Origin of the sequence: Duganella sp. BJB1802, assembly GCF_013369445.1 — a bacterium.
Lineage (GTDB): Bacteria > Pseudomonadota > Gammaproteobacteria > Burkholderiales > Burkholderiaceae_D > Rugamonas > Rugamonas vulcania_A.
The window spans coordinates 1-19,937 of the sequence record NZ_JABWEF010000026.1 but is presented as its reverse complement, the minus strand read 5'-3'; the positions used below and the strand labels follow the sequence as shown (position 1 = coordinate 19,937).

General features: G+C 64.5%; 26 protein-coding genes. 14 read left to right on the top strand and 12 right to left on the bottom strand.

Features of this window, described 5'->3' with window-relative positions:
• Positions 1–88: 88 nt before the first annotated feature.
• From HUX88_RS29025 to HUX88_RS29000, 7 genes are all read left to right on the top strand, one after another.
• Positions 89–391 carry a hypothetical protein gene (locus tag HUX88_RS29025; protein WP_176364021.1) on the top strand — a complete coding sequence of 101 codons (303 nt, stop codon included), beginning with the start codon at positions 89–91 and terminating at the stop codon, positions 389–391.
• A 38-nt stretch (positions 392–429) separates the two neighbouring features.
• The gene (locus HUX88_RS29020; protein ID WP_176364020.1) at positions 430–876 is read left to right on the top strand and encodes a hypothetical protein; all 447 of its coding nucleotides are present in this window, start codon (positions 430–432) and stop codon (positions 874–876) included.
• A 2-nt stretch (positions 877–878) separates the two neighbouring features.
• Positions 879–1,172, top strand: coding sequence for a hypothetical protein (locus HUX88_RS29015; RefSeq protein ID WP_176364019.1), 294 nt, complete (start codon positions 879–881; stop codon positions 1,170–1,172).
• Between the two features lie 82 nt (positions 1,173–1,254).
• A complete protein-coding gene (locus tag HUX88_RS31960) occupies positions 1,255–1,446 on the top strand; it encodes a helix-turn-helix domain-containing protein (protein ID WP_217916494.1) in 192 nt (63 codons plus the stop codon).
• Positions 1,447–3,579, top strand: coding sequence for a phage tail length tape measure family protein (locus HUX88_RS29010; protein ID WP_176364018.1), 2,133 nt, complete (start codon positions 1,447–1,449; stop codon positions 3,577–3,579).
• 1,476 nt (positions 3,580–5,055) lie between these two features.
• Positions 5,056–5,436, top strand: coding sequence for a DUF2280 domain-containing protein (locus tag HUX88_RS29005; RefSeq protein WP_301549503.1), 381 nt, complete (start codon positions 5,056–5,058; stop codon positions 5,434–5,436).
• A gap of 261 nt (positions 5,437–5,697) precedes the next feature.
• Positions 5,698–5,943, top strand: coding sequence for a hypothetical protein (locus HUX88_RS29000; protein ID WP_176364016.1), 246 nt, complete (start codon positions 5,698–5,700; stop codon positions 5,941–5,943).
• 1,227 nt (positions 5,944–7,170) lie between these two features.
• Here HUX88_RS29000 and HUX88_RS31955 read toward each other — a convergent pair.
• Both HUX88_RS31955 and HUX88_RS28990 read right to left on the bottom strand, forming a co-directional pair.
• Positions 7,171–7,560, bottom strand: coding sequence for a hypothetical protein (locus tag HUX88_RS31955; RefSeq protein WP_217916493.1), 390 nt, complete (start codon positions 7,558–7,560; stop codon positions 7,171–7,173).
• 115 nt (positions 7,561–7,675) lie between these two features.
• Positions 7,676–8,242 carry a recombinase family protein gene (locus tag HUX88_RS28990; RefSeq protein WP_176364015.1) on the bottom strand — a complete coding sequence of 189 codons (567 nt, stop codon included), beginning with the start codon at positions 8,240–8,242 and terminating at the stop codon, positions 7,676–7,678.
• Between the two features lie 191 nt (positions 8,243–8,433).
• Here HUX88_RS28990 and HUX88_RS28985 point away from each other — a divergent pair, with 191 nt between their 5' ends.
• Together HUX88_RS28985 and HUX88_RS33060 are read left to right on the top strand one after the other, a co-directional pair.
• A complete protein-coding gene (locus HUX88_RS28985) occupies positions 8,434–8,721 on the top strand; it encodes a hypothetical protein (RefSeq protein ID WP_176364014.1) in 288 nt (95 codons plus the stop codon).
• Positions 8,722–8,771: 50 nt separating this feature from the next.
• Positions 8,772–8,897: a hypothetical protein gene (locus HUX88_RS33060; RefSeq protein WP_301549502.1), complete on the top strand. Its 126-nt coding sequence runs from the start codon at positions 8,772–8,774 to the stop codon at positions 8,895–8,897.
• A 99-nt stretch (positions 8,898–8,996) separates the two neighbouring features.
• Here the strand turns inward: HUX88_RS33060 and HUX88_RS28975 are convergent, their stop codons facing one another.
• The 4 genes from HUX88_RS28975 to HUX88_RS28960 all read right to left on the bottom strand — a co-directional run bounded on the left by HUX88_RS28975 (position 8,997) and on the right by HUX88_RS28960 (position 10,597).
• On the bottom strand, positions 8,997–9,215 hold the full coding sequence (locus HUX88_RS28975; RefSeq protein ID WP_176364012.1) for a hypothetical protein: 219 nt from the start codon (positions 9,213–9,215) through the stop codon (positions 8,997–8,999).
• Positions 9,212–9,709 carry a hypothetical protein gene (locus tag HUX88_RS28970; protein ID WP_176364011.1) on the bottom strand — a complete coding sequence of 166 codons (498 nt, stop codon included), beginning with the start codon at positions 9,707–9,709 and terminating at the stop codon, positions 9,212–9,214. Before HUX88_RS28970 ends, HUX88_RS28975 begins: the two co-directional genes overlap by 4 nt.
• Entirely contained in the window at positions 9,706–10,251 is a 546-nt protein-coding gene (locus HUX88_RS28965) for a hypothetical protein (protein ID WP_176364010.1), read from the bottom strand. Before HUX88_RS28965 ends, HUX88_RS28970 begins: the two co-directional genes overlap by 4 nt.
• A 187-nt stretch (positions 10,252–10,438) precedes the next feature.
• The gene (locus HUX88_RS28960) at positions 10,439–10,597 is read right to left on the bottom strand and encodes an Arc family DNA-binding protein (protein WP_176364009.1); all 159 of its coding nucleotides are present in this window, start codon (positions 10,595–10,597) and stop codon (positions 10,439–10,441) included.
• Between the two features lie 101 nt (positions 10,598–10,698).
• Here HUX88_RS28960 and HUX88_RS28955 point away from each other — a divergent pair, with 101 nt between their 5' ends.
• Genes HUX88_RS28955 through HUX88_RS28945 form a run of 3 tightly spaced genes read left to right on the top strand, consistent with a single transcriptional unit; the run spans position 10,699 to position 11,505 of the window.
• Positions 10,699–11,007 (top strand): Arc family DNA-binding protein, encoded by a 309-nt coding sequence (locus HUX88_RS28955; RefSeq protein WP_176364008.1) that lies wholly within the window; start codon positions 10,699–10,701, stop codon positions 11,005–11,007.
• A gap of 19 nt (positions 11,008–11,026) precedes the next feature.
• Complete coding sequence (locus HUX88_RS28950; protein WP_176364007.1) at positions 11,027–11,242, top strand: DUF4224 domain-containing protein; 216 nt, start codon at positions 11,027–11,029, stop codon at positions 11,240–11,242.
• The gene (locus HUX88_RS28945) at positions 11,239–11,505 is read left to right on the top strand and encodes a DUF4224 domain-containing protein (RefSeq protein WP_176364006.1); all 267 of its coding nucleotides are present in this window, start codon (positions 11,239–11,241) and stop codon (positions 11,503–11,505) included. Before HUX88_RS28950 ends, HUX88_RS28945 begins: the two co-directional genes overlap by 4 nt.
• Positions 11,506–11,625: 120 nt before the next feature.
• Here HUX88_RS28945 and HUX88_RS28940 read toward each other — a convergent pair whose 3' ends face one another.
• Positions 11,626–11,937 (bottom strand): HigA family addiction module antitoxin, encoded by a 312-nt coding sequence (locus tag HUX88_RS28940; protein ID WP_117015740.1) that lies wholly within the window; start codon positions 11,935–11,937, stop codon positions 11,626–11,628.
• Between the two features lie 189 nt (positions 11,938–12,126).
• On the opposite strand from HUX88_RS28940, the gene HUX88_RS28935 reads away from it, so the two are divergent.
• Positions 12,127–14,091 carry a lipopolysaccharide assembly protein LapB gene (locus HUX88_RS28935; protein ID WP_176364005.1) on the top strand — a complete coding sequence of 655 codons (1,965 nt, stop codon included), beginning with the start codon at positions 12,127–12,129 and terminating at the stop codon, positions 14,089–14,091.
• 3 nt (positions 14,092–14,094) lie between these two features.
• Positions 14,095–14,760, top strand: coding sequence for a glutathione S-transferase family protein (locus HUX88_RS28930; protein ID WP_176364004.1), 666 nt, complete (start codon positions 14,095–14,097; stop codon positions 14,758–14,760).
• A gap of 68 nt (positions 14,761–14,828) precedes the next feature.
• Here the strand turns inward: HUX88_RS28930 and HUX88_RS28925 are convergent, their stop codons facing one another.
• The 5 genes from HUX88_RS28925 to HUX88_RS28905 all read right to left on the bottom strand — a co-directional run.
• The gene (locus HUX88_RS28925; protein WP_176364003.1) at positions 14,829–15,818 is read right to left on the bottom strand and encodes a sensor domain-containing diguanylate cyclase; all 990 of its coding nucleotides are present in this window, start codon (positions 15,816–15,818) and stop codon (positions 14,829–14,831) included.
• Between the two features lie 73 nt (positions 15,819–15,891).
• Positions 15,892–17,661, bottom strand: coding sequence for an EAL domain-containing protein (locus tag HUX88_RS28920; protein ID WP_176364002.1), 1,770 nt, complete (start codon positions 17,659–17,661; stop codon positions 15,892–15,894).
• Complete coding sequence (locus HUX88_RS28915; protein ID WP_176364001.1) at positions 17,658–18,059, bottom strand: response regulator transcription factor; 402 nt, start codon at positions 18,057–18,059, stop codon at positions 17,658–17,660. Before HUX88_RS28915 ends, HUX88_RS28920 begins: the two co-directional genes overlap by 4 nt.
• A gap of 61 nt (positions 18,060–18,120) precedes the next feature.
• Entirely contained in the window at positions 18,121–18,726 is a 606-nt protein-coding gene (locus tag HUX88_RS28910; protein ID WP_176364000.1) for a response regulator transcription factor, read from the bottom strand.
• Positions 18,723–19,937: sensor histidine kinase (locus HUX88_RS28905; RefSeq protein WP_176363999.1), on the bottom strand; the 1,215-nt coding region annotated here is incomplete at its 5' end. The genes HUX88_RS28905 and HUX88_RS28910, both read right to left, overlap by 4 nt.

The window sequence follows — 19,937 nt, the reverse complement described above, 5'->3', positions numbered from 1 at the left end:
GTTGCTTGGCCGGGCCAACCACCGCAGGCAAGGTCCGTTCGTGCTGCCACAGCGCGATAAACGGCCTTGCCGGGTAAACGGAGATGAGATGAACGACCGGGAATTGATAAATGCTGCCCTGCAGTGGCATACCGCCCACGCGCGCCGCCTTGCCGTCGGCAAGGAAAAGCGCAGGATCGACGCCCAGATCAAGGCCGGCGGGGATGACGGATGGTGCGTGCAGCGATGCATTCAGCAGAGCGAGGCCGGGCGCCGGGTGACTGAGTTGAGGCGTAAAGAGCTTGGCGCGCTGCGCCTGTTGGCCAAGGCCTGCGCTCGGCAGCGCGGCCAACTGGACATGGCCGACGTCATTGATCTGGACGGTGCCATAACCCTGCTGCCGAGTGAATGAACGGCAGCCAAACTAAACGCCCAAGGGCAAAGGAAACTATGAAAAAGATACGACCAGTAACGATTGAGATGGACGGCGTCGACATGATCACGCCAACGGGGATGTTTTTGCTGGCTGCGAATACCATCTTCACGACGGAATATGAGGCGGCCCCGCATCAAGTGCAGAATGCCCGCTCCCTGATGAACGGGATACTGGCGGCGGCGCAAAAGGCGGGCTGCCGGCAGACCGGCAAATTGCGCAGGCTGGTGAAGAGCGATCGCATGAGCGGCCTTGCGCTGACCATGGCGCAGCGAGCATGCGATGCGATCCCTGCGCCCGTGATGAACGACCTGCTCTTGCGGGCCCACGAGGCGGCCGCTTCCGGGGCATCGCTTTGCTCTCAGCACGGTGCCTATGGCGCTTTCGTGGGGGCCGGTGACCGGGTGGTGTGGGTGACTCCGCAGGGAGTCGCCGAGCCGCCCGTCGTGACTAGCCAGGGGTGACTTTGATTTCCAGCCGCTCCTTGCTGCTTGAGATCTTGGCCGCTACGCAAGCGCTCGACGCTGATCCGGCGGCCAAGAAACGGTTTTGCGAGGCTGTCCGCCAGGTCGGCATTGCCAATGGGGTTTCCTGCCTAGAGCGAGAGGCCCGCGTGCTCTTCGCCGGCCAGTTGCTGGCTCAACGGGTATCGCGGGCGACGGTACGAGATCGGCTGATTGCGCTCTACGGCATATCGCGCTGCCAGGCGTATCGAATAATCGGAGGGGCCTTAACTGTCTCAAAAAACGGCCAAGAATGAGACGTAGGTGGGGTGTAATGTATTTTTACATCCCACCTTCCCCTGAGATATGCAGCCCGAGACTAAAACAACCACCCAGGCCATGCACAAGATGGCCACCGGCGCGTTGATGCGCTTGGCCGAGGTTGGTGCCATTCTTGACTTGGCGCCGGCCACAGTACACAGCCTGCCGCTCACCAGCGTCCGTATCGGCCGTTCCTTACGCTTTGATCCCCTCGACGTACGCAAGTACATAGATTCCTGCAAGGAACCTGCTACTGAGATGGAGGCGTAATTGACGGATTTTGCCTCCCTCGGCATTGAGATTGATACCAGGCCGATCGCCGCCGCCACCTCTGAACTGGATAAATTTGCGGCAGTCGGCAAGCGGGTCGATGCGACGGTAAGTGATGTGCGGCCCAAGATTGATTTGGCCACAAAATCGTTCGATCAGCTCGATCAGGCCAGCGCCCAGGTGACGCAGCGCGCGCGTTCGATGAATGGCCAGATGGACGATACGACCAAGATCATGCGTTACCAGGCTGAGCAGGCCAGGGCCGCAGCGGCTGCAAACATGGTGCTGACGCGCGACCAGTCTGACCTGATCCAGAGTTTCGATAATCTTGCTGCGACAATCGGTCTGACCAGGTCGCAATTGCGTGATCTGCAGGCGTACGAGGCTGGGGTAGTCGCTCAGACGCAAGTGTCCAGGGATGCAATCAATGCGCAGGCCGGAGCGTTCCGCAATGGCGCAGTCGCGATGGATGGGATGAGTTTTTCTTCCGCCGGCGCCACCCGCGAATTGATGGTCCTTGGTCACGAGATCATTTCAGGGAACTTCTCCCGGCTCCCCGGTAGCCTGATCGTCCTGGGGGAGCGTACAAATGCGATGCATGCGGCGATCTCCGCCTTGGGCGCGGGAACGCTGGTCGCCGGGGCGGTCGTCGTTGGCGCTGTCGCGGCCATTGGTTACGCTTTCGCCGAGGGCGCGGCGCAGTCAAGTGAGTTTGCGAAGTCCGTCGCGCTGACCGGGAATGCGGCTGGAGTGACCGAGGGGCAACTGAACGGCATGGCCGCCGCGCTGGGCGCGCTGGAAGATGCTGGTGCCGGGCACGCCCGTACCGTCCTGCAAACACTGATCTCCACCGGCCAATTTACGGGAGAATCGCTCCTGGCGGTAGGGGGCGCCGCTCTTACCATGTCGAAATTGACCGGCCAGTCCGCAGAGGAGGTGGCCAGCGACTTTGCGAAAATGGCCGATGGAGTCGTGAAATTTGTCGACGAACATGAAAAACGCTATCACGCCTTGTCGACTGCGCAGTATCAGCATATCCGCCAGCTGGAGGAGGAGGGAAAGGCGCAACAGGCCATGACCGAGTATGGTCATGCTGTCGACGATGCGTTGAAAAAGAACGAATTGAACCTGGGCACGCTGGAAACAGCGCTGAATGCTGCAAAGCATAAGTGGGATGACTACTGGGATGCCGCGAAGGGGATTGGCCGGAGGGAAACGCCAGATGACACTATCGCCAAGGCGCAGCAGGCGATTATCTCCGCTCGCCAAACCGGTCTCGACCCTACCGGGCCTACGCGCAATGGCGGCATGAACCAGGTCGACATGGATCAGTTCATCCAAAAGCAGAGCGACATCATCATTGCGGCGCTCAAGAAAAAGACCGAAGACGAGCAGAAGGCCGCAGCTGCCAGCGAGACCGCCAGGCGCGATGCTGAAGGGCAGCGTGCTGTGCGTGAGCTGGCCGATATGCAAAAGCGTTACCAGACCAAGCAGCAGGCGGAAACTGATGCCATTCGGAAGTACAAGGAAAATATCGAGAAGGTCATGATCGGCGGCGGGGAAATTCCGAACGATGAGGCCCAGGCGCAAGTCCTTGCCGGCATCCACGCCCAGTACGCTCAGGGCAAGGATGACCGCGCGAAGGTGTTGCAAGATTCCTTGCTGAAGGAGCGCGCCGCTCTTGAGGGAGAGAAATCCATCTACGACGCGCGCGACAATATGCTCGCGCTGTATCACACCAAGTTCGCCACCTCGGATGCCGATTTCTACGCCGGCCGGGCGAACGCGCGCGCCGACTATATCGCGGCCGAGGCGATTTCGTACGCCAAACAGCAGGCCCTGGTGCAAGCAGCTGTAGCGCAAGCCAAAAATCCGGAGGAGGTCGCCGCGGCAAAAAGCAAGTATGACGAGCTGGTAGGCTGCCTCTGTGGCGCTGGGCGGTACTGCCGCCGATGTGACCAAGGTGCTGGACGGCCTGACACTGGAGAGCACCAAGGTCTCGCTCAAGGGCTTGACCGGCACCGCGCTGACCGAGGCGCTGAACTCGGTCATCTCGAAATCGATGGACGAGATCGCGGCCGCCGCCTTCCCGCAGTTCGACCAGTTCCGCAAGGTGGGCGAGGGCTACGCTGAGACGGTGATGCGAATCGCCGGCGACTACGCGAAGCTCGATTCCATCCTGGCGGCGACCGGCACGACGTTCGGGCCGGTGGGAATGGCCAGCATCGCTGCGCGCGAACATCTGATCGAGCTGGCCGGCGGAATCGACAAGATGAACAGCCAAACTAACTCGTTCTCGCAGAACTTCCTGTCGAAGGCTGAGCAGTTGGCGCCGGTGCAAAAGTATGTCACCGACCAGCTGGCGGCCATGGGCCTGCAGAGCCTGACCACGCGCGACCAGTTCAAGGACTACGTGCTGGGCCTGGCCAACTCCGGGAAGTTGGCGACAGACGCCGGCGCCCAGCAGTACACCGCGCTACTCGCCCTGGCCGACGCCTTCGCGAAGACCCATGCCGCTACGGTCGACCTGACCAAGTCGGAGCAGGAAATCGCAGATGAGCGCAAGGACCTGCAGACGCGCTACGACCAGGCGACCCTGACCGAGGCGCAACTGGCTGACAAGGCGCGCGCTGCAATCGACGGCCACAACTTGGCGCTGTACGACCAAACGCTGGCGGCCGAAGCGGCGAAGAATGCTGCGGACGCGCTGGCCAGCGTCAACGCCGACTATCAGAAGCAGATCGACGACGCACGCAAGGCGACGATGTCGGCGGCCGAAGTGCGCGCTATGGAAACGCAAGGCATGGCCGCAAGTACCGTGGCGCTCTACGATCAGTTGGCCGCCGTCAAGGCTTCGAACGACGCGATCAAGAAGGCGCAGGACAGCGCCGCTGTGGCGACGCGCACCTTTGGTGATGCGCTGGTCAGCAGTATGAATGCGGCGCGCGATGCGGCCAAGGCCTTCCGTGATCTGAATGACTCGCTGCTGATTGGCGATTCCTCGGCCCTGTCTCCAGGGGATAAATACGCTGAGGCCAAGCGCCAGTTTGAAACTGCCGACGCGAGCAAGTTGGCCGCCGCTGAAAAAGCCTTCCTCGATGCATCCAAGGCGTGGTTCGGTGGCGGTGCCGGCTATGCCGCCGACTTCGCCGCCGTGCTAGCGCGCAATAGCCGAGAGGCGTCGGATCAGGATGCATCTGCAGCAGCTATGCCTGGAATCTGGAAGTTGTTCCAGCAGCAGATGGCCGGTGCTGGCGCCGCGCACGAGAACGGCGGCGTCGCCTCGGGTTGGTCGCTGGTCGGCGAGAAGGGGCCGGAGCTGGTCAACTTCACCCAGCCTGGCCGCGTGTACACCGCCGGGCAGTCGCGGGAGATGATGGGTGGCTCGTCGACGTCGATGCAGGAAACCAATGCGCTGTTGCGAGAGCTGATCGACAAGGTGGATGCCAGCCTTGGCGCCGACAAGACGCAGCGCGGCGCGGTGGGCACGGCGGTTCTGGAGAAGCTGGACAAGGTTGCCGACAAGTTGGACGCCAACAAGCGGGCGTTGGTGCGGGCGACAACATGATTCCGGTGCCTAACCTTTACCTGGCTTGACGGAGTTGAGCGATGGCCGGCCTGCCTACAGCTGTGAGAATGCATATCCTGACTGAGCTCGCGTGCTTTGCGACGCCCAGCCAGGTGGCCGACTCCGTCAAAGAGCAATTCGGTGTGACGGTCAGTCGCCAATGCGTAGAGGCCCACCACCCCGAGCGCCGGGCCGGCGCCAAGCTGAACCCTGCGTTGCGCGTGCTGTTCTACGAAACACGGGCGAAGCTGCTGGTCGAACTGGACGACATCGGCCTTGCCAGTCGAGCCGGTCGTCTTCGTGCGCTTGATCGGATGGCTGGCACGGCAGAGCAGATGGGAAACTTAGCCCTGGCCGCGCAGCTGATTGGTCAAGCCGCGCGCGAGGTCGGTGGCATGTACGCAGCCAGCCGGCGGACGTAGATTCGGTCGAAATAAGTTCGCAGATGGTTCGCGGATAGTGCGCAGTTTCGACGCGGCTTTGAGGCGACCGAAGAAAGCGCCTCGTCATAGGGGAAATGGCCTGATATTTGAGCCGAAAGCCGGCTGATTGCTGAACGATTTCGAAGCGAATAGGTGCGCAGTTTAGTTCGCAGGCGCGGACTTGAGTCTAAGGGTTGAGCGGGGTGCTAGTATTGGCTTACGGTGCTGCTTGGCATCTGCTCAACTCATCCCGGAGGACGTGTGAAAGTCAAAGACCTGATTGCCCAGCTCAGCAAGCTTGACCAGAATCTTGAGATCTATTGCTATGAAGATGGGCCGGTCCCCATTGAGGGGAGCAATCCTGGTCCGTTCGATATCACGACCGCGAGCGTGGAGTGGGTAGTTCGGTCGCGAGATGACCTTACCAACAAGGCCATAATCAAATTTGAGGGGGAGGTGCCTGGAGCAATCCGGTGCGCCATCGTCGGAATAACCCCTGATGTCTGAACGTGCGCCCATCCGCCAGTGACGGACGGGATACTTCCGCCACCGGCGGGAGTCTTCCTCAAATTGAGGCCGTGTCCCAAAGTGGGATTTTTCCACTTTGCCATCGTCGGCCGCCGCGCCGCTGCCGCGCGCCCAAGTTTTCAGGTCGGCGCCAAACTCCGGGATTTCCCGTAGTTATCAGAAAGCAAAGCCGGAAATCCTGCTTAGCCCGCAAACGCCGACGAAAACGGAAATACCGATAGCGACGGCCACCTCCTGCAATGCAGGACATCAGCCATCGGCGGCGCGGCCCTGAAGTTGAAGGGTGCGCCCACCGGCCGCGACATCGCATTTAAACGAATGAGGTTCACCGACGCCGCACCAGGTACATACCAGCTTGGAGGGTATGTGGAAATCGACCCGCCGCAAATACGGGAAAATCCCGTGTTTGGACGCGGGCGCCGTCATTACCAGAAAATCTGGTAATTAGAAAAAGAGACCTCTGCGACCGACGGAATTTATCGCTGGTCGCGCGCCGGCGCCCGCACACGGCCCGAAAATTTGGGGCGTGGCCGGGTGGGCAGACCATCGGCGCAATTCTGTGCTGATGGTGCAGGTACCACCGTCTGCCCACTTTTCGGCAGACGGGACCGAAGCAGGAAATCCTGTATCGCCCTGGTCACTATGGGAAATCCCGTGCCGGTACTGACGCGTCGCCCACGCGTGTGGGCCGCGCGGCCCGCAATCAAGGGGGTAACGTTTCGTTATACCCTTGCAGCTGGCGCTGGAGAACTACAGGAAATCGTGTAGTTTGCGCGTGACCTTTAGTCACGTGCAAATCAGCGGCTTACATTGGGTATGGTGCAGTTGCGGATAACTTTAAGTTAGTCGCAAATTTGTGAGTAGCTTGAAGATACTCGCAAACAGCGTAGCCCGGAGCGAGGCCGCCTGCCTACCTGGCCTCGTTTGGCGGAACGACACCCCTGAGTCGGGGTTCTCGGTGAATCGTGGTCAGCACGAGCGGGCGGCGGGAGATGCCTTGATATCTCAAGGTATTGATGGCGCCGCCGATTAAATACCGGATTTCCGGTAGTTGCCAAACGCAGGTTGCCAAGCAAGTTGCCAGTGGAAAGCGGTATCCATGCTGGTATCCACGGCGCTGGCGGGTGGTGTTCGAAGTCCACCGCCGGTGTACATGGGCGTGCAGGTCACTTGGGAGAGGCTTTGGAAGGGCATTCCCTGCTCAGATTACTTTTTAGCCTTGAGGCGCGACGCTCCGGCGGAGAGCATCGGTGCGCTTGCATCCCACTCCTCCACCCAGCGCTGTGCCTCTATGAGGTTTATCCACAGGCGTTTGTCTACGACTTTGCATTGAATGCCGTCGAGCCACTTCCCAGCCTTCCTGCGTGACTGCACCGCATCAACTGTATCGCCCGAGAGCTCGACGTAGCGATCGAGCTTCACCCACTTCATAGGGTAGGCTGGAGCTGGAGCTGGAGCTAGAGTTGGAGTTGGTACTGGAATTGGGGATGGAGGTGGAGGTGGAGCTCGAACAGGTGTTCTCGCAGCGATTTCCTTGGCGAGAAGTTCGATGCGTTCCATCAGTTGTTCAATCACATAGCTGTCGCTACTGCGCATATTTTGTCCCCTGGGCGGCGTTTCCGGGCAGCTGAACTAGCCTTGCGCCGGCGCGTGGCTTGCCCAAGTAGTCGGCCCAAGTCTACATCATCTTTCTACGCGCCGACCCACGCCGCTACGCTGGCTTGACCACGCCGAGGATGTTTGCGCGGGAGACGCTGTAGAGCCGCGCCAAGGCACTGACGCTCTCGCCGGCGGCGTACTTGGCGATGATGGCGGCGCGCTGCTCGGCCGTGGTCTTCGATGGCCGGCCCAGCGTCTTGCCTTCGCTCTTGGCGCGGGCCAGGCCGGCGTGCGTGCGCTCCACCAGCAGGTCGCGCTCCATTTCAGCGACGGCGGCCAGCATGGTCAGCATCATTTTGCCGGCCGGCGAGGTCAGGTCCAGCTTGCCCAGCTGCAGCACGATGACGCTGATCTTGCGGCTGGCCAGCAGCTTGACGGTGGCGCCGACGTCCTGCGCATCGCGGCCCAGACGGTCCAGCTTGGCGACGACCAGCGTCTCTCCGTTCCGGATCTGTCCGAGCAGCGCGGCGAACTGTGGTCGCTGCGTGGCGCTGGTCTTGCCGCTGATCGTATCGGCGAACCAGTAATCGACAACATGGCCAGCGGCTTCGATTTCCAGCTTCTGATTGTCGGCGCTCTGTTCGGTGGTGCTGACGCGCCCGTATGCGAAGGTTGCCATGCTGATCTCCCGGTTAAGACTGTTAGAAAACACTGTTAGAATATATCTACCTGTTAGAAATAGCAAGCCCTAGTTTGCTAACATTGGCATAGATGGGCAAACATTGGTGTTGGAAATCGATCGTTTTCTAACAGGCAAGCCGGCATTCCAAATGATGTATTCTGGACATCTTCAACTTTGGGAGCGACGCCATGTGGTTGATTCAAAAAATCGGGCTGAACGAAGCCGGGGAGATTGACCGGGTCCAGTGGCAGCGCGCGGACACGTCACGCAATGCCTGGGTCGGCGCGCCGGAGATTGTGCCGGTCATCGACGTGGTGGATGCCGTCTTGATTAGCAAGGTCGGCTCGTCCTTCGCCTCGGAGGGCGGCCAGGGGCCGTATGTACGCACGACGGTTGGCGCGAATGGAGTCGAGGGCATCGAGGCAGACCCTTCGGATGGTAATACGCGCTCGCTGCTGGACCTGCCGCGCCTTTAATCGCACACACGGTCCACAAAGCAAAAAGCCCGGCGCGCGGCCGGGCTGACATGAGAGTCGGTGATTACTGCGCCATCGCCGGCGGCGCGGTTGCCGGCACCAGACGCAACGCCGGCCTGTCGCAGCGCGGGAGGCTCACCGCCCAAGCCTCGACGATAGGCACGGCGGCTTGCTGACCCTCATCGTTCATCGCACGGTAGGCACGTATCAGGCGCTGCTCTGCATCGCTGAGTGGGGTGACTGGTGGCGGCACGCGTTTCATTTCGCACCTCCCTTCACGATGCCCGGCGCCGGTGCCGTCGCGGGAATGCCTCGGCGATGCCGGCCGCATAGCGCAGCATCTCGCCCTGACGGCGGTCATCCATCATGCCGTACAGGGTCGCAATGGTCTTCTGGCCTGCGGTCAGCGGTGCGGCCTTAGTTGGCTGGGCCTTGGTGGCGCGGCTCGAGCGGCTCGACGCGGCGCCGGCCTTTATTTTGGTGGGCGCGCTCATGCTGCCGCTCCTTGCGTCTGGTTGACGTTCTTGGGGCGACGGGCGCGCTTGGGCTTGATGAGCCCAGGGATGAGCGCCTTGAATGCCTGAAATTTCTCGTCTGCGCAAGCCTCCGCGTAGGAGTCAAAGCTCCTTTGCCACTCGTATTGACCCTTGGCGCTGTTGCGATAGGCGTACTCGGCCAGCTCCCGTTTTTTGCGCTCGAGTTCGAAAGTGACGTGATTTCCATCAATAAGTTGCTGGCGCAGACACCACCAATCGATGGAGACAAACAGCTTGCGCGGGCCTTTCGCGCCATCGGGACGCTGGCGCACCATCCAGTAGCGATACTTTCCATCATCCCACCACAGGTCATCGTAGCCCTCTGGCCACTTGGTGTTCGCTGGAATGATGCCTTCGGCCTCCAGCATGGTGCGCGTGCCTTGATACTCGGCGATGCCGGCGCACACCACGCGGATGGTCGGTTCATCCGGGATAACGATGGGCGAGTTCATGCTGCACCGCCTTCCTGAGCCAATGCGATGATATCGGCGGTGGCTTCCCGGATGAGCTCGACGTTGCGCGCGGCGCAGGTGGTGAAGCAGTTCGCCGCGGCGACCACGGCACCCAGCGAACCGTCGGCGGCGTTTAAGTCGTCCAACTTCTCAAACGTCGCTTGCAGCAGGTGCGCGATGTCCGCAGCCTGTGCTGCAGCGTCGCACGCGCGCGCCTCGATGTCGAGCATGCGCGGAGCGGTGGCGTCGATGCTGGTGGGCGCGGCGGTAGCTACCGCAATGGCAGCCGCGCGCTCCTGGTGGCGTGTCATACCGTCGCCGGCCACGCCCGCCGCCTCCAGCTGCTCGGCGACCTTGGCTTTCTGCTGGATGGTTAGGGCGTTGAGCATGACCTTGATGATGTGGTCGGCGTGGTGGAGCTCGGCCAGGACGGGCGAGATCGCTGGGACGACGAGCGGTTTTTCAGCTTGCAACAATGCCAGAGTGGCATTTTTCGCTTGTGAAGTGCTGGTGCTGGTGTTAACATCGATTTTGTGGTTCATATCTGCTTTCAAAAGGGTGAGTTGATCCACGCGGCCGGAACGTCTTGTACACGCTCCTGCCACAACATCCCCCGGTTTCCGCCGGGTGCGGTAGTTGACTAGAGGGGTTGGCCTTGCCGGGCCGGCCCCTCAATGTCGCAGCAATCGAGCTGCGCTTCAAAATGCCCTGTGTGGGCATTTCTTATTTCTACTTCTTCAAATTCACCTTCTCGGCGATGGCCAGCTCCTTCAGGCGCTGGACGATTTCATTGTTCAGAGAACGGCCGTTTTCTTTCGCGGCTTTCTCCAGCCATTCGCGGATTTCCGACGGCATCCTCAACGGGAATGGCGGCGCCTGCTTGCCCATCGCTCTCTCCTTAAAATTCATGGGTAGAGAATAGAGTCATATGGACTCATGAGTCAAGATGACTCTTTGATTCTTTTTGACTCGGCGTGCAGAATCGCCACATGACCACCAGCCAGATCACCCCTTTCCCATTGCGACTCGCCCCTGACTTGCGACAGAAGCTCGACGCCGCCGCGAAGAAATCCGGGCGCTCGCTTCAGTCGGAGATTGCAGCTCGACTGGCCCGCACGCTGGAGCAGGAAGCAGATTCGCTGGGCGAGGGTGCAAGTGCTGCGCTGGCGCCTGTCACCATCGACATCGCCGAACTCGCGAAGTTGCTGGCTCAGCACCTCAGGCAGGAAACAGCGGTCCTGAAAACCATGCCAGCTACGCCGCGCGCGCGCCGTGCGCCAACAAAGCCCAAAGGCTGACGGCTCATAAAGGTGAGAAATGAGCGATATGTTTTTGACGAAGGATGAGATTGCCACCCTAACGGGGCGCAAGTCGAAGAGCAAGCAGATCGAGGCCCTGCGCACGATGGGGTTGCCATTCTGGGTGAATGCACTCGATGCACCAGTCGTACCGCGCTCGGCGATTGAGGGGCGGCGCGATCTACCTGAACCTAAACCGGAAAAGCTTCCATGGATACCGGCTGTCCTCCGTTGAAATTCGAACGCGATCCGCGCTATCTCAGCGATGAGGATTTGACCATTCTTACTGGGCGGTGCCGAAAGCGCGACCAAGCGACGCAACTACAGAAAATGGATATCCCGTTCGTGTTGAACGGAGTTGGAACTCCCCTTGTTCCAGTTTTAGTAATTGAGGGGAGTCCAGCCCAAGGCCGTCGCGCGATCAAAAACCTTGAGGCGTATTTCGCTGAGCTTCGTCTGAGGGATGAGATGGCGGCCAAGATGCGTCGGCAGCGCTAGTCGACCTGATCTTTTAGTACACAGGTAAGTACACAGATTTTTAATTCTTCGGAATCAGACCTTATCTAAAGGCGCTATTCGAAGTCGCAAGCTTCTGCATCGAAATAAGCAACTCGAGGTTCAGGCCGCCAAGGGGGCGGGCTGAACCTGCATGGGGCATTCCAGGAAGCGTTGCTCGGCTTGCCAGACATCGTAGGCACTTTGCTCCGCCAGCCACAGGCGCGCCTCGCCACCGCGCTCAATGCCGAGCCATGCCTCGATACGTAAAGCCATTTCAGGCGAAATGGCAGCGCGGCCGTTGAGGACGCGGGACAGCGTGACGCGGTTGACGTCCAGTTGCTGCGCCGCTTCGGTAACGGTCAATCCCAGTGCGGGCAAAACGTCATCGCGCAAGGTCAGCCCCGGATGCGGCGGATTAAACATGCGTGCCATGAATGGCGCCCTGTGAAACGTCTTTATCATGAATGAGTGTAGTGCGTTATGTTACGCGCTTCAATACCAAGCGGGCGCGAAAGCGGCCACCGCCACGCCGGTCGCCGCACGGTTGCGAGAATTCGATAGACTTCGAGTTGTTGACTTTCCTATAATACGGCCAAGATCCCACTCGCGAAACGCCCCTCCATGTTCAAACGCCTCCTGTCCGCCCTGTCCGGTAAAAAAGCCGAAGCTTCCGACGCCCCTCCAGTGACGGAAGCCCGCCCGGGCGGAAAGGAGCTGATCACCGTTTATGACGTCTACGGACACGAACTGAACATCACGCGCAACGAGTGGCACGACAAGATGTTCGTGCCGAGCCTGAAGCAGAACTGGAACGACCCGGACGAACTCTACCGCTTGATATTCTCGGGCCTCGACGACGGCTTCCCGGCCGATCTGCAGCGGGCTGCGCAGCGCTTGCTGGAAATCGAGACCATGCCCGAACGCGGCCACACCATGCTGGGTATCGTGCTGTTGAGGAACGGCCAGTTCGACGCGGCCGAAGCCACGCTGCGCGCCGGCATGGAGAAGGTCGGCGAGACCGGCACGCTGCTGACCAATCTGGCCAAGGTGCAGGCCGAGCGGGGCGACGAGGCGCAGGCGGATGAAACGCTGTGGCGCGCGGTCCAGGCCGATCCGAACCAGGAAAACGGCTTGATGTGGTGGGCGTCGATCCAGCGCGAGCGCGATGGCGAGCCCGCTTATTTGAAGGCGCTGCAAACCGCCGCCGCCTTGCCTGGCAGCTGGTGCCCGCAATTGTGGCTGGCGCGCCATCATCTGGAGAAAGAGGAATTCGCGGCGGCACGCGCGCTGTACGAGGACGTGCTGCAAGGCGGCCGATACGATCGCGGCGCGCTGACGATGATGTCCAGCGACATGGGCAGCAGCGGACAAATCCCGCTGATGCTGGAACTGGTGGGCCCGGCCTTCGACGAGCACCACCACGATCCGATGGCCGGCCTCAACCTGCTGCGCGCCTGCCAGGCACTCGGCAAGGTGGAGGCGGGCGAGGCGCTGCTCAACCGCATGTACGCGCTAGGCCATCCGCCCATCAAGCAATACCTGGATCAGTTCGCCGAAGTGTTTGAGCGGATGCGCGCGGAATCCGCGCACGCCACGCCGCTGGACGAAGCGGATATGGAAGTCGTCCACATGTCGTTGACCCGGCCGATCTGGCAATACGGCCTGCGCGATGCGGACTGGCTGTTCGCAGGCAAGCCCGACAGCGCCCCGGAGATCGGCTTCTTCGCGCTCACGAAAATCACCGACGGAACCGGGCGCGCCGAATCCCAGCGCGAAGACGATCTGGGACGCGAGTCCCGCGCGATTCCCCTCTACCTCGCGGAAGCCGCGCATTACTGGAGCGACTACGCAGCCAGCTGCAACATCCTGATCGTGGAAGGCAACGGTCCGGTCCTGTCGGGCACCGAAACCGATGCCCAGGCGCTCTTCGACATCATGCCGGCGAGGATGAAATATATCGTCACCGGCGAAGTCGGCTGCACAGGCGAAGGCCAGTCCGCCCGCTGGAGCCTCGCCCTGCACCTGTGGGACTGCGGCACGCGGACCAAGCAGGTGAGCGAACGCGGCAGCGCGACGGAAGACGAATTGAGCGCCCTGGTGCTGTCGCTGGAAGAGCGCCTGCTGGCGCACATCGGCCACAAGCGCGGGCAGCCGCTGGACGCCTTCTACCAGCGCCCCACGTTCCAAGTCATGGGAGCGTATTTGACCGAGCTGGGCCAGTCCTTCATGCTGCACTTGCTGGCCAGCGGGCACATGCCCAAATCCGCGATGTGGGGCGAACGCTCGATGCTCGACTGGCCGCTCACCATGGCGTTGCACTGGTCCGCGGCCGACGTTCCCAAGCTGATGTACCTGTCCACCCTCGGCAAGGCGCGCGGCTACCAGTCGGACGTGCTGCCGGAATACAAGGAGCGCAGCCTGGAACTGCTGCGCGACGCCGGGCAGGCGGACAGCGTGGCCTCCCGCGTGGCGCCGTTCGTGTGGGCGCTGTTCGGCATGACGGACGAACTCGGGAAAATCATCCAGGACCAGCCAGCCGACGCCAACCCGGCCTACGTGGCCTGGCTGAAGCGCATTGCGGAGTAAGCCATGATCCTCTACCACAGCATCGCCGCGCGTTCCTTCCGTCCCTTGTGGATGCTGGAGGAATTGGAGTTGCCGTACGAACTGCGCATGATGGCCTTCCCGCCGCGCGTGCACGACAAGTCCTACCTCGACATCAATCCCTGCGGCACCGTGCCGGCCTTCTTCGACGGCGACCTGCGGATGACGGAATCGGCGGCGATCTGCCAGTATTTGGCCGAGCGCCATCCGGCGGCGCGGCTGAACGTCGCGCTGGACGAGGCGGACTACGGCGCGTGGCTGAACCACCTGCACTTCGGCGAAGCCACGCTGACCTTCCCGCAAACGCTGGTGCTGCGCTACAGCCGCTTCGAATCGCCGGAGCGGCTGCAGCCGCAGGTGGTGGAGGATTATTCGCGCTGGTTTTTATCGCGCCTGAAAACGCTGACGCCGCGCCTGGAGCGCAACGAATTCCTGTGCGCGGGCCGCTTCACGGCGGCCGACGTCTCGGTCGGCTACGCGCTGCTGCTGGCCGAGCAGTTGGGGCTGCACACATCGTTCACGCCGGCCGTCGCCGCCTACTGGCAGCGGCTGCGCCAGCGTCCCGCCTTCCTGCGCGCGCAGGCCGCCGAGCAGGCCGCCGCGTCGGCGCAGGGCGTGCCGCTGCGGCCGGCAACAGAGCTTCCCGCCTAGGCTGTAGGAACTCTTGCCGAAGGCGCTGCTCAGCAGCGCGGACCAGTTGGACGACAGGGCATTCAGCATCAAGCCGCCTGCTCGGCGGGCTTGTGGACGATCACGCAGTCGCGGCCGGCGTGCTTGGCGGCGTACAGGCAGGAGTCGGCGGCGGCCAGCATGGTGGCGGCGTCGCACAGGCCGTGCTTGTCGTAGCTGGCCACGCCGATGCTCATCGTCACATGCGGGCGGGTGGCGGCCGGCGCGTGGGTGATCTCCAGCGCGGCGATGCGGGCGCGGATCGCCTCGGCGTGCTGGGCCGCCTGCTCGGGGCCGGTGTCCGGCAGCACGGCGGCGAACTCCTCGCCGCCGTAGCGGGCGGCCAGGTCGGCCGGGCGCTGCAGCATGGCGGCGAACGCTTCGGCCACCAGCGTCAGGCAGGCGTCGCCCTGCTGGTGGCCGAAGTGGTCGTTGTAGGCCTTGAAGGAATCGATGTCCATCAGCAGCAGCGACAGCTGGCTGTTGTTGCGCTGGGCGCGGCGCAGTTCGCGGTCCAGCGCGACGTCGAAGTGGCGGCGGTTGGCGATGCCGGTCAGGCCGTCCACGTACGATTGCGCGCGCAGCGCCTCGGCCTGGCCGCGCAGCTGGCGCTCGCGGCCGACGGTGGTGCTGATGTCGCTGACCTCGATCAGGCAGAAACGCTCCTTGCCCTCGGTGAAGGGCGTCACCGACACCGCCTGCTCGACGCGCTCGCCGCCCCAGGTGCCGGCCGGGTACAGCGGGAAGGGCGAGCGGTTCAGCGCCGGCGACAGCTGCTGCGGCAGCTTGCTCTGCATGGCGCTCTGCACCGCCTGCTCCAGGCGCTGGCCGCGCAGCTCGGGGAACAGGTCGAACAGGTCGCTGCCCTGCACGCGCTGGGCGGACAGGCCGGAGTGGCTGGCCAGCCACTGGTTCCACATGACGATGCGGCCGTCGGCGTCGAGCACCATCAGGCCCAGGTTGGCCAGCCCGAGCACGCGCGCGGACAGGTGGGTGTGGCTGCCGGCGGCCGGCGGGGGGGCGATGGGCTTTGCTTGCATGGGCTCTCTTCCTGGCGTGACCGTGGAGTGACCCTGCGATTATAAGCGCAGCCGCGCCGCGCGGGGGGGCTGGTCAGCCGCCCGCCGCCAGCATCGGCGCCGGCTCGGCCAGGCCGTGCAGTTGCCAGTAGTGGCGGAAGGCGGCGCCGATATTCTCGCGCAGCGTGCGGTTGTCCCACGGCTTGGTGTAGAAGCGGTACAGGGCGCCGCGGTGGACAGCCTCCATGATGGCGCCCAGGTCGTTGTGGCCGGTCAGGATGATGCGGAAGGTGTCCGGGTACATCTGCCGGACCTGGTCGAGCAGCTCGGTGCCGCGCATTTCCGCCATGTGCTGGTCGCACAGGATCAGCTGCACCGGATGCCGCGCCAGCAGCGCCAGGGCCTGGGCCGCGCCGTTGGCGGCCAGCACCCGGTAGCCGTCCGCGCGCAGCAGGCGCTGCAGCGCGCTCAGCACGTTGGGCTCGTCGTCGATGATCAGCAGCGTGCGCTCGGCAACGGTGCCGACGCCCTCCGGCACGCCGAGGCGCAGGTCGTCGCGCAGCAGGCCTTCCAGCTGCGCGGCCGGCAGCGGCCGGCTGTAGTGGTAGCCCTGGATCTGGTCGCAGCGCTGGCGCCCCAGGTAGGCCAGCTGGGCTTCCGTCTCCACGCCCTCGGCCACCACCTCCAGCTTCAGGCTGTGCGCCATGGCGATGATGGTGTCGACCACGGCGGCATCGTCGGGATTGCTGGTGACGTCGCGGATGAAGGAGATGTCGATCTTCAGCGCGTCGACCGGGAAGCGCTTGAGGTAGGCCAGGCTGGAGTAGCCGGTGCCGAAGTCGTCGATGGCGATGCGTACGCCCATCGCGCGCAACGCGGCCAGGGTGGCGGCGGTGCGGCCGGGGTCGTCCATCATGGCGCTCTCGGTCACCTCCAGCGACAGCAGGCCGGGGGCGATGCCGTGGCGGGCGAGGGCCTGGGCCACGATGTCCTCCAGCCGGGTGTCGGCGAACTGGCGGCTGGCGACGTTGACGGCGATCCCCAGCGGACGCTCGCCCAGCGCGGCCCAGGCGGCGATCCGGCGGCAGGCCTGGTCGATGACCCAGGCGCCGACCGGCACGATCAGGCCGCTGCGCTCGAGCAGCGGCAGGAACTCGGACGGCGCCACCTGGCCGTGGCCGGGCCGGTTCCAGCGCAGCAGCGCCTCGGCGCCGGTGATGCGGCCGCTGTCGATGCGGACCTTGGGCTGGTAGTACAGCTCGAACTCGCCCTGGGCGCAGGCGTGGCGCAGCGCGTGCTCCAGCTGGTGGTGGTCGCGGGCGTCGCATTGCATGGCGTCGGTGAAATGGCAGCAGCGGTCGCGGCCGGCCCGCCTGGCCTGCTGCAGCGCCAGGCCGGCGTAGCGCAGCAGCGTGGCGGCGTCGTCGGTGTCGGCCGGGCAGGCGGCGATGCCGATGCAGGCCGTCAGCGTGGCCGGGCCGCCGGGCAGGTCGAAGGGCTGGTGCAGCGCTGTGCGGATCAGCTCGGCGACCTCGCCGGCCTGGCGCAGCTGCGCCAGCGCCGGCAGCAGCAGCGCGAACTCGTCGTTGCCGAGCCGGCCGATCGCCGCGCGCGCCGGCGCCAGCAGGCCCAGGCGCCGGGCGAACTGGCGCAGCACGGCGTCGCCGGCGACGTGGCCGTGCAGGTCGTTGATGGCGCGGAAGCCGTCCAGGTCGATCAGCAGCAGGGCGCTGGCGCGCGGCCAGGCGGCCGGCAACTGGCGCGCCAGCGTGTGGGTGAACAGCTGGCGGTTCGGCAGCCCGGTCAGGCTGTCGTGGCTGGCGCCGGCCGGCGGTTGCGCCGGCGTTGGGGGAGACGGGATCATGGTGGCGGTCCTCCGGTGGCGGATGACGGCTTGGCGCAGGCCATGCCGATGGCGTCCAGGATGGCCTGGTCGTCGACGGGTTTGTTCAGGTAGGCCAGCGGCCGGCGCAGTTGCGCCTGCGCCTGCTCGGCGGCGGTCTGGTGGCCGGTGATGATGATCACGCCGACCGCGGGCGCCAGCGTGGCCAGCCGCGCCTGCACCTCCAGCCCGGACAGGCCCGGCATGTGCATGTCCAGCACCACGCAGCAGGGATGGCCATCGTCCAGCGCGGCCAGGAACTCGGCGCCGCCGGCGTAGGCCCGTGCCGCGATGCCGACCGAGCGCAGCAGGCGCAGCAGCGCGCGCCGCACCGCCTCGTCGTCGTCGACCACCGCCACCCAGGGAAGAGAGGTATCCATGCAGCCACGATAGCCCGCCGGCCGCCGCGCGGCTATTGGACCTTGGGCCAACAGCGGGCGGCTAGCCGCGGCGCGCGCGGTCGACCAGCCGCACCAGCGCGGTCGGCGAGCGCACTTGCATCTTCGCCATCACGCGCGCGCGGTGCACCTTGACGGTCTTCTCCACCGTGCCCAGCGCGGCCGCCACCTGCTTGTTCAGCAGGCCTTCCACCAGCAGCTCCAGCACCTCGGTCTCGCGCGGGGTCAGCGTGGCCAGACGCTGGCGGATGGCGGCCAGTTCGGCGTCGGCGTCGCGCTGCCGGCGCTGCTGTGCCAGCGCGGCCTCGATGGCGGCGATCAGGCGCGCGTCGTCGACCGGCTTGGTCAGGAAGTCGGCCGCGCCCAGCTTCATCGCCCGCACGCCGCTGTCGATGTCGCCGTGGCCGGTCAGGAAGATGATGGGCAGGTGCGGTGCGCGCGCGGCCAGCGCCTGCTGCAGCGCCAGCCCGTCCATGCCGGGCATGGACAAATCCAGCACCAGGCAGCCGTCGGCGGCGTCGGCCAGCGCGTCGAGGAAGTCCTGGGCGCCGGCGTAGGCGCGCACCGTGTAGCCGGCCGCGCCCAGCAGCCGCGCCAGCGCCTTCAACACGGCCGGCTGGTCGTCGACCAGGTGGACCAGGCCGCTCATGGCGCGTCCGCCAGCGGCAGGCGCAGGTGGAAGCTGGCGCCGCCGTCCGGGTTGTTGTGCGCCCACAGCGTGCCCTGGTGGGCGGCGGCGATGCCGCGGCAGATCGACAACCCCAGCCCCATGCCGCGCGCCTTGGTGGTGGTGAAGGGGGCGAAGATGCGCGGCAGCAGATCGGGCGCGATGCCGGCGCCGTGGTCGATCACGCTGAACAGCGCGGCGTCGCCGTCGCGCGCGCAGCGCAGCACGATCACGCCGTCCGAGGCCGGCGGCGCGGCCTGGGCGTCGCAGGCGTTCATCAGCAGGTTGATCAGCACCTGCTGCAGCTGCACCGGATCGGCCAGGATGGCCAGCGGCTCGTCGCCCGGCTCGGCGCGCACCGACAGGCCGCGCTGGATCACGTCGTTGCGCACCAGGCGGATCACGCCGTCGGCCAGCTCGCGCGCGTCGAGCCGCTGGCGCGGCATCTCCTGCTTGCCGAACAGGCGGCGCAGGCGCTGGATGATGTCGCCGGCGCGCTTGTCCTCGGCCACGATGTCGATCAGGATCTCGGCCACCTCGGCCAGGTCGGGCTCCGGCTGGGCCAGGAAGCGCCGGGCCGCCTGGGCGTTGCTGAGGATGGCCGTGAGCGGCTGGTTCAGCTCGTGCGCCAGCGCGCCCGACAGCTCGCCCAGCATGGCCACCCGCGCCAGGTGGGTGACCTCCTTCTGCTTTTGCAGCAGCTCGAGCTCGGCCTGCTTGCGCGCCGTGATGTCGAGCGAGACGCCGCGCACGCGCAGCGGCCGGCCCTGCTCGTCGAACTCGACGCTGCCCTGCGAGCCGATCCAGCGCGGTTCGCCGCCGGCCGGCAGCAGCCGGTATTCCATGTCGTAGCGCGGCGCGCCGTGCAGCGTGTCGTGCAGCGTGCGCTGCACGGCGGCGCGGTCGTCCGGATGCACCCTGGCCAGCAGCGCGTCCAGCGTCAGCGGCTGGTCGGCGTCGAAGCCGAACAGCGCGCGCCACTGGTCCGAGGCCCAGATGGCGTCGCCGGGCAGGTCGCGCGTCCAGATGCCGAGGTGGGCCGCGTTGGCCGCCAGCGCCAGTTGCTGTTCGCTTTCGCGCATGCCGGAGCGGGCCCGCTGCACGCTGAGCGCGGCCTCGCGCAGCGCGTTGCCCAGCTGGTTGGCCTCGCGGAAGTGCAGCGGCGGGATGACCGGGCTGGCGCCGGCGCCGCC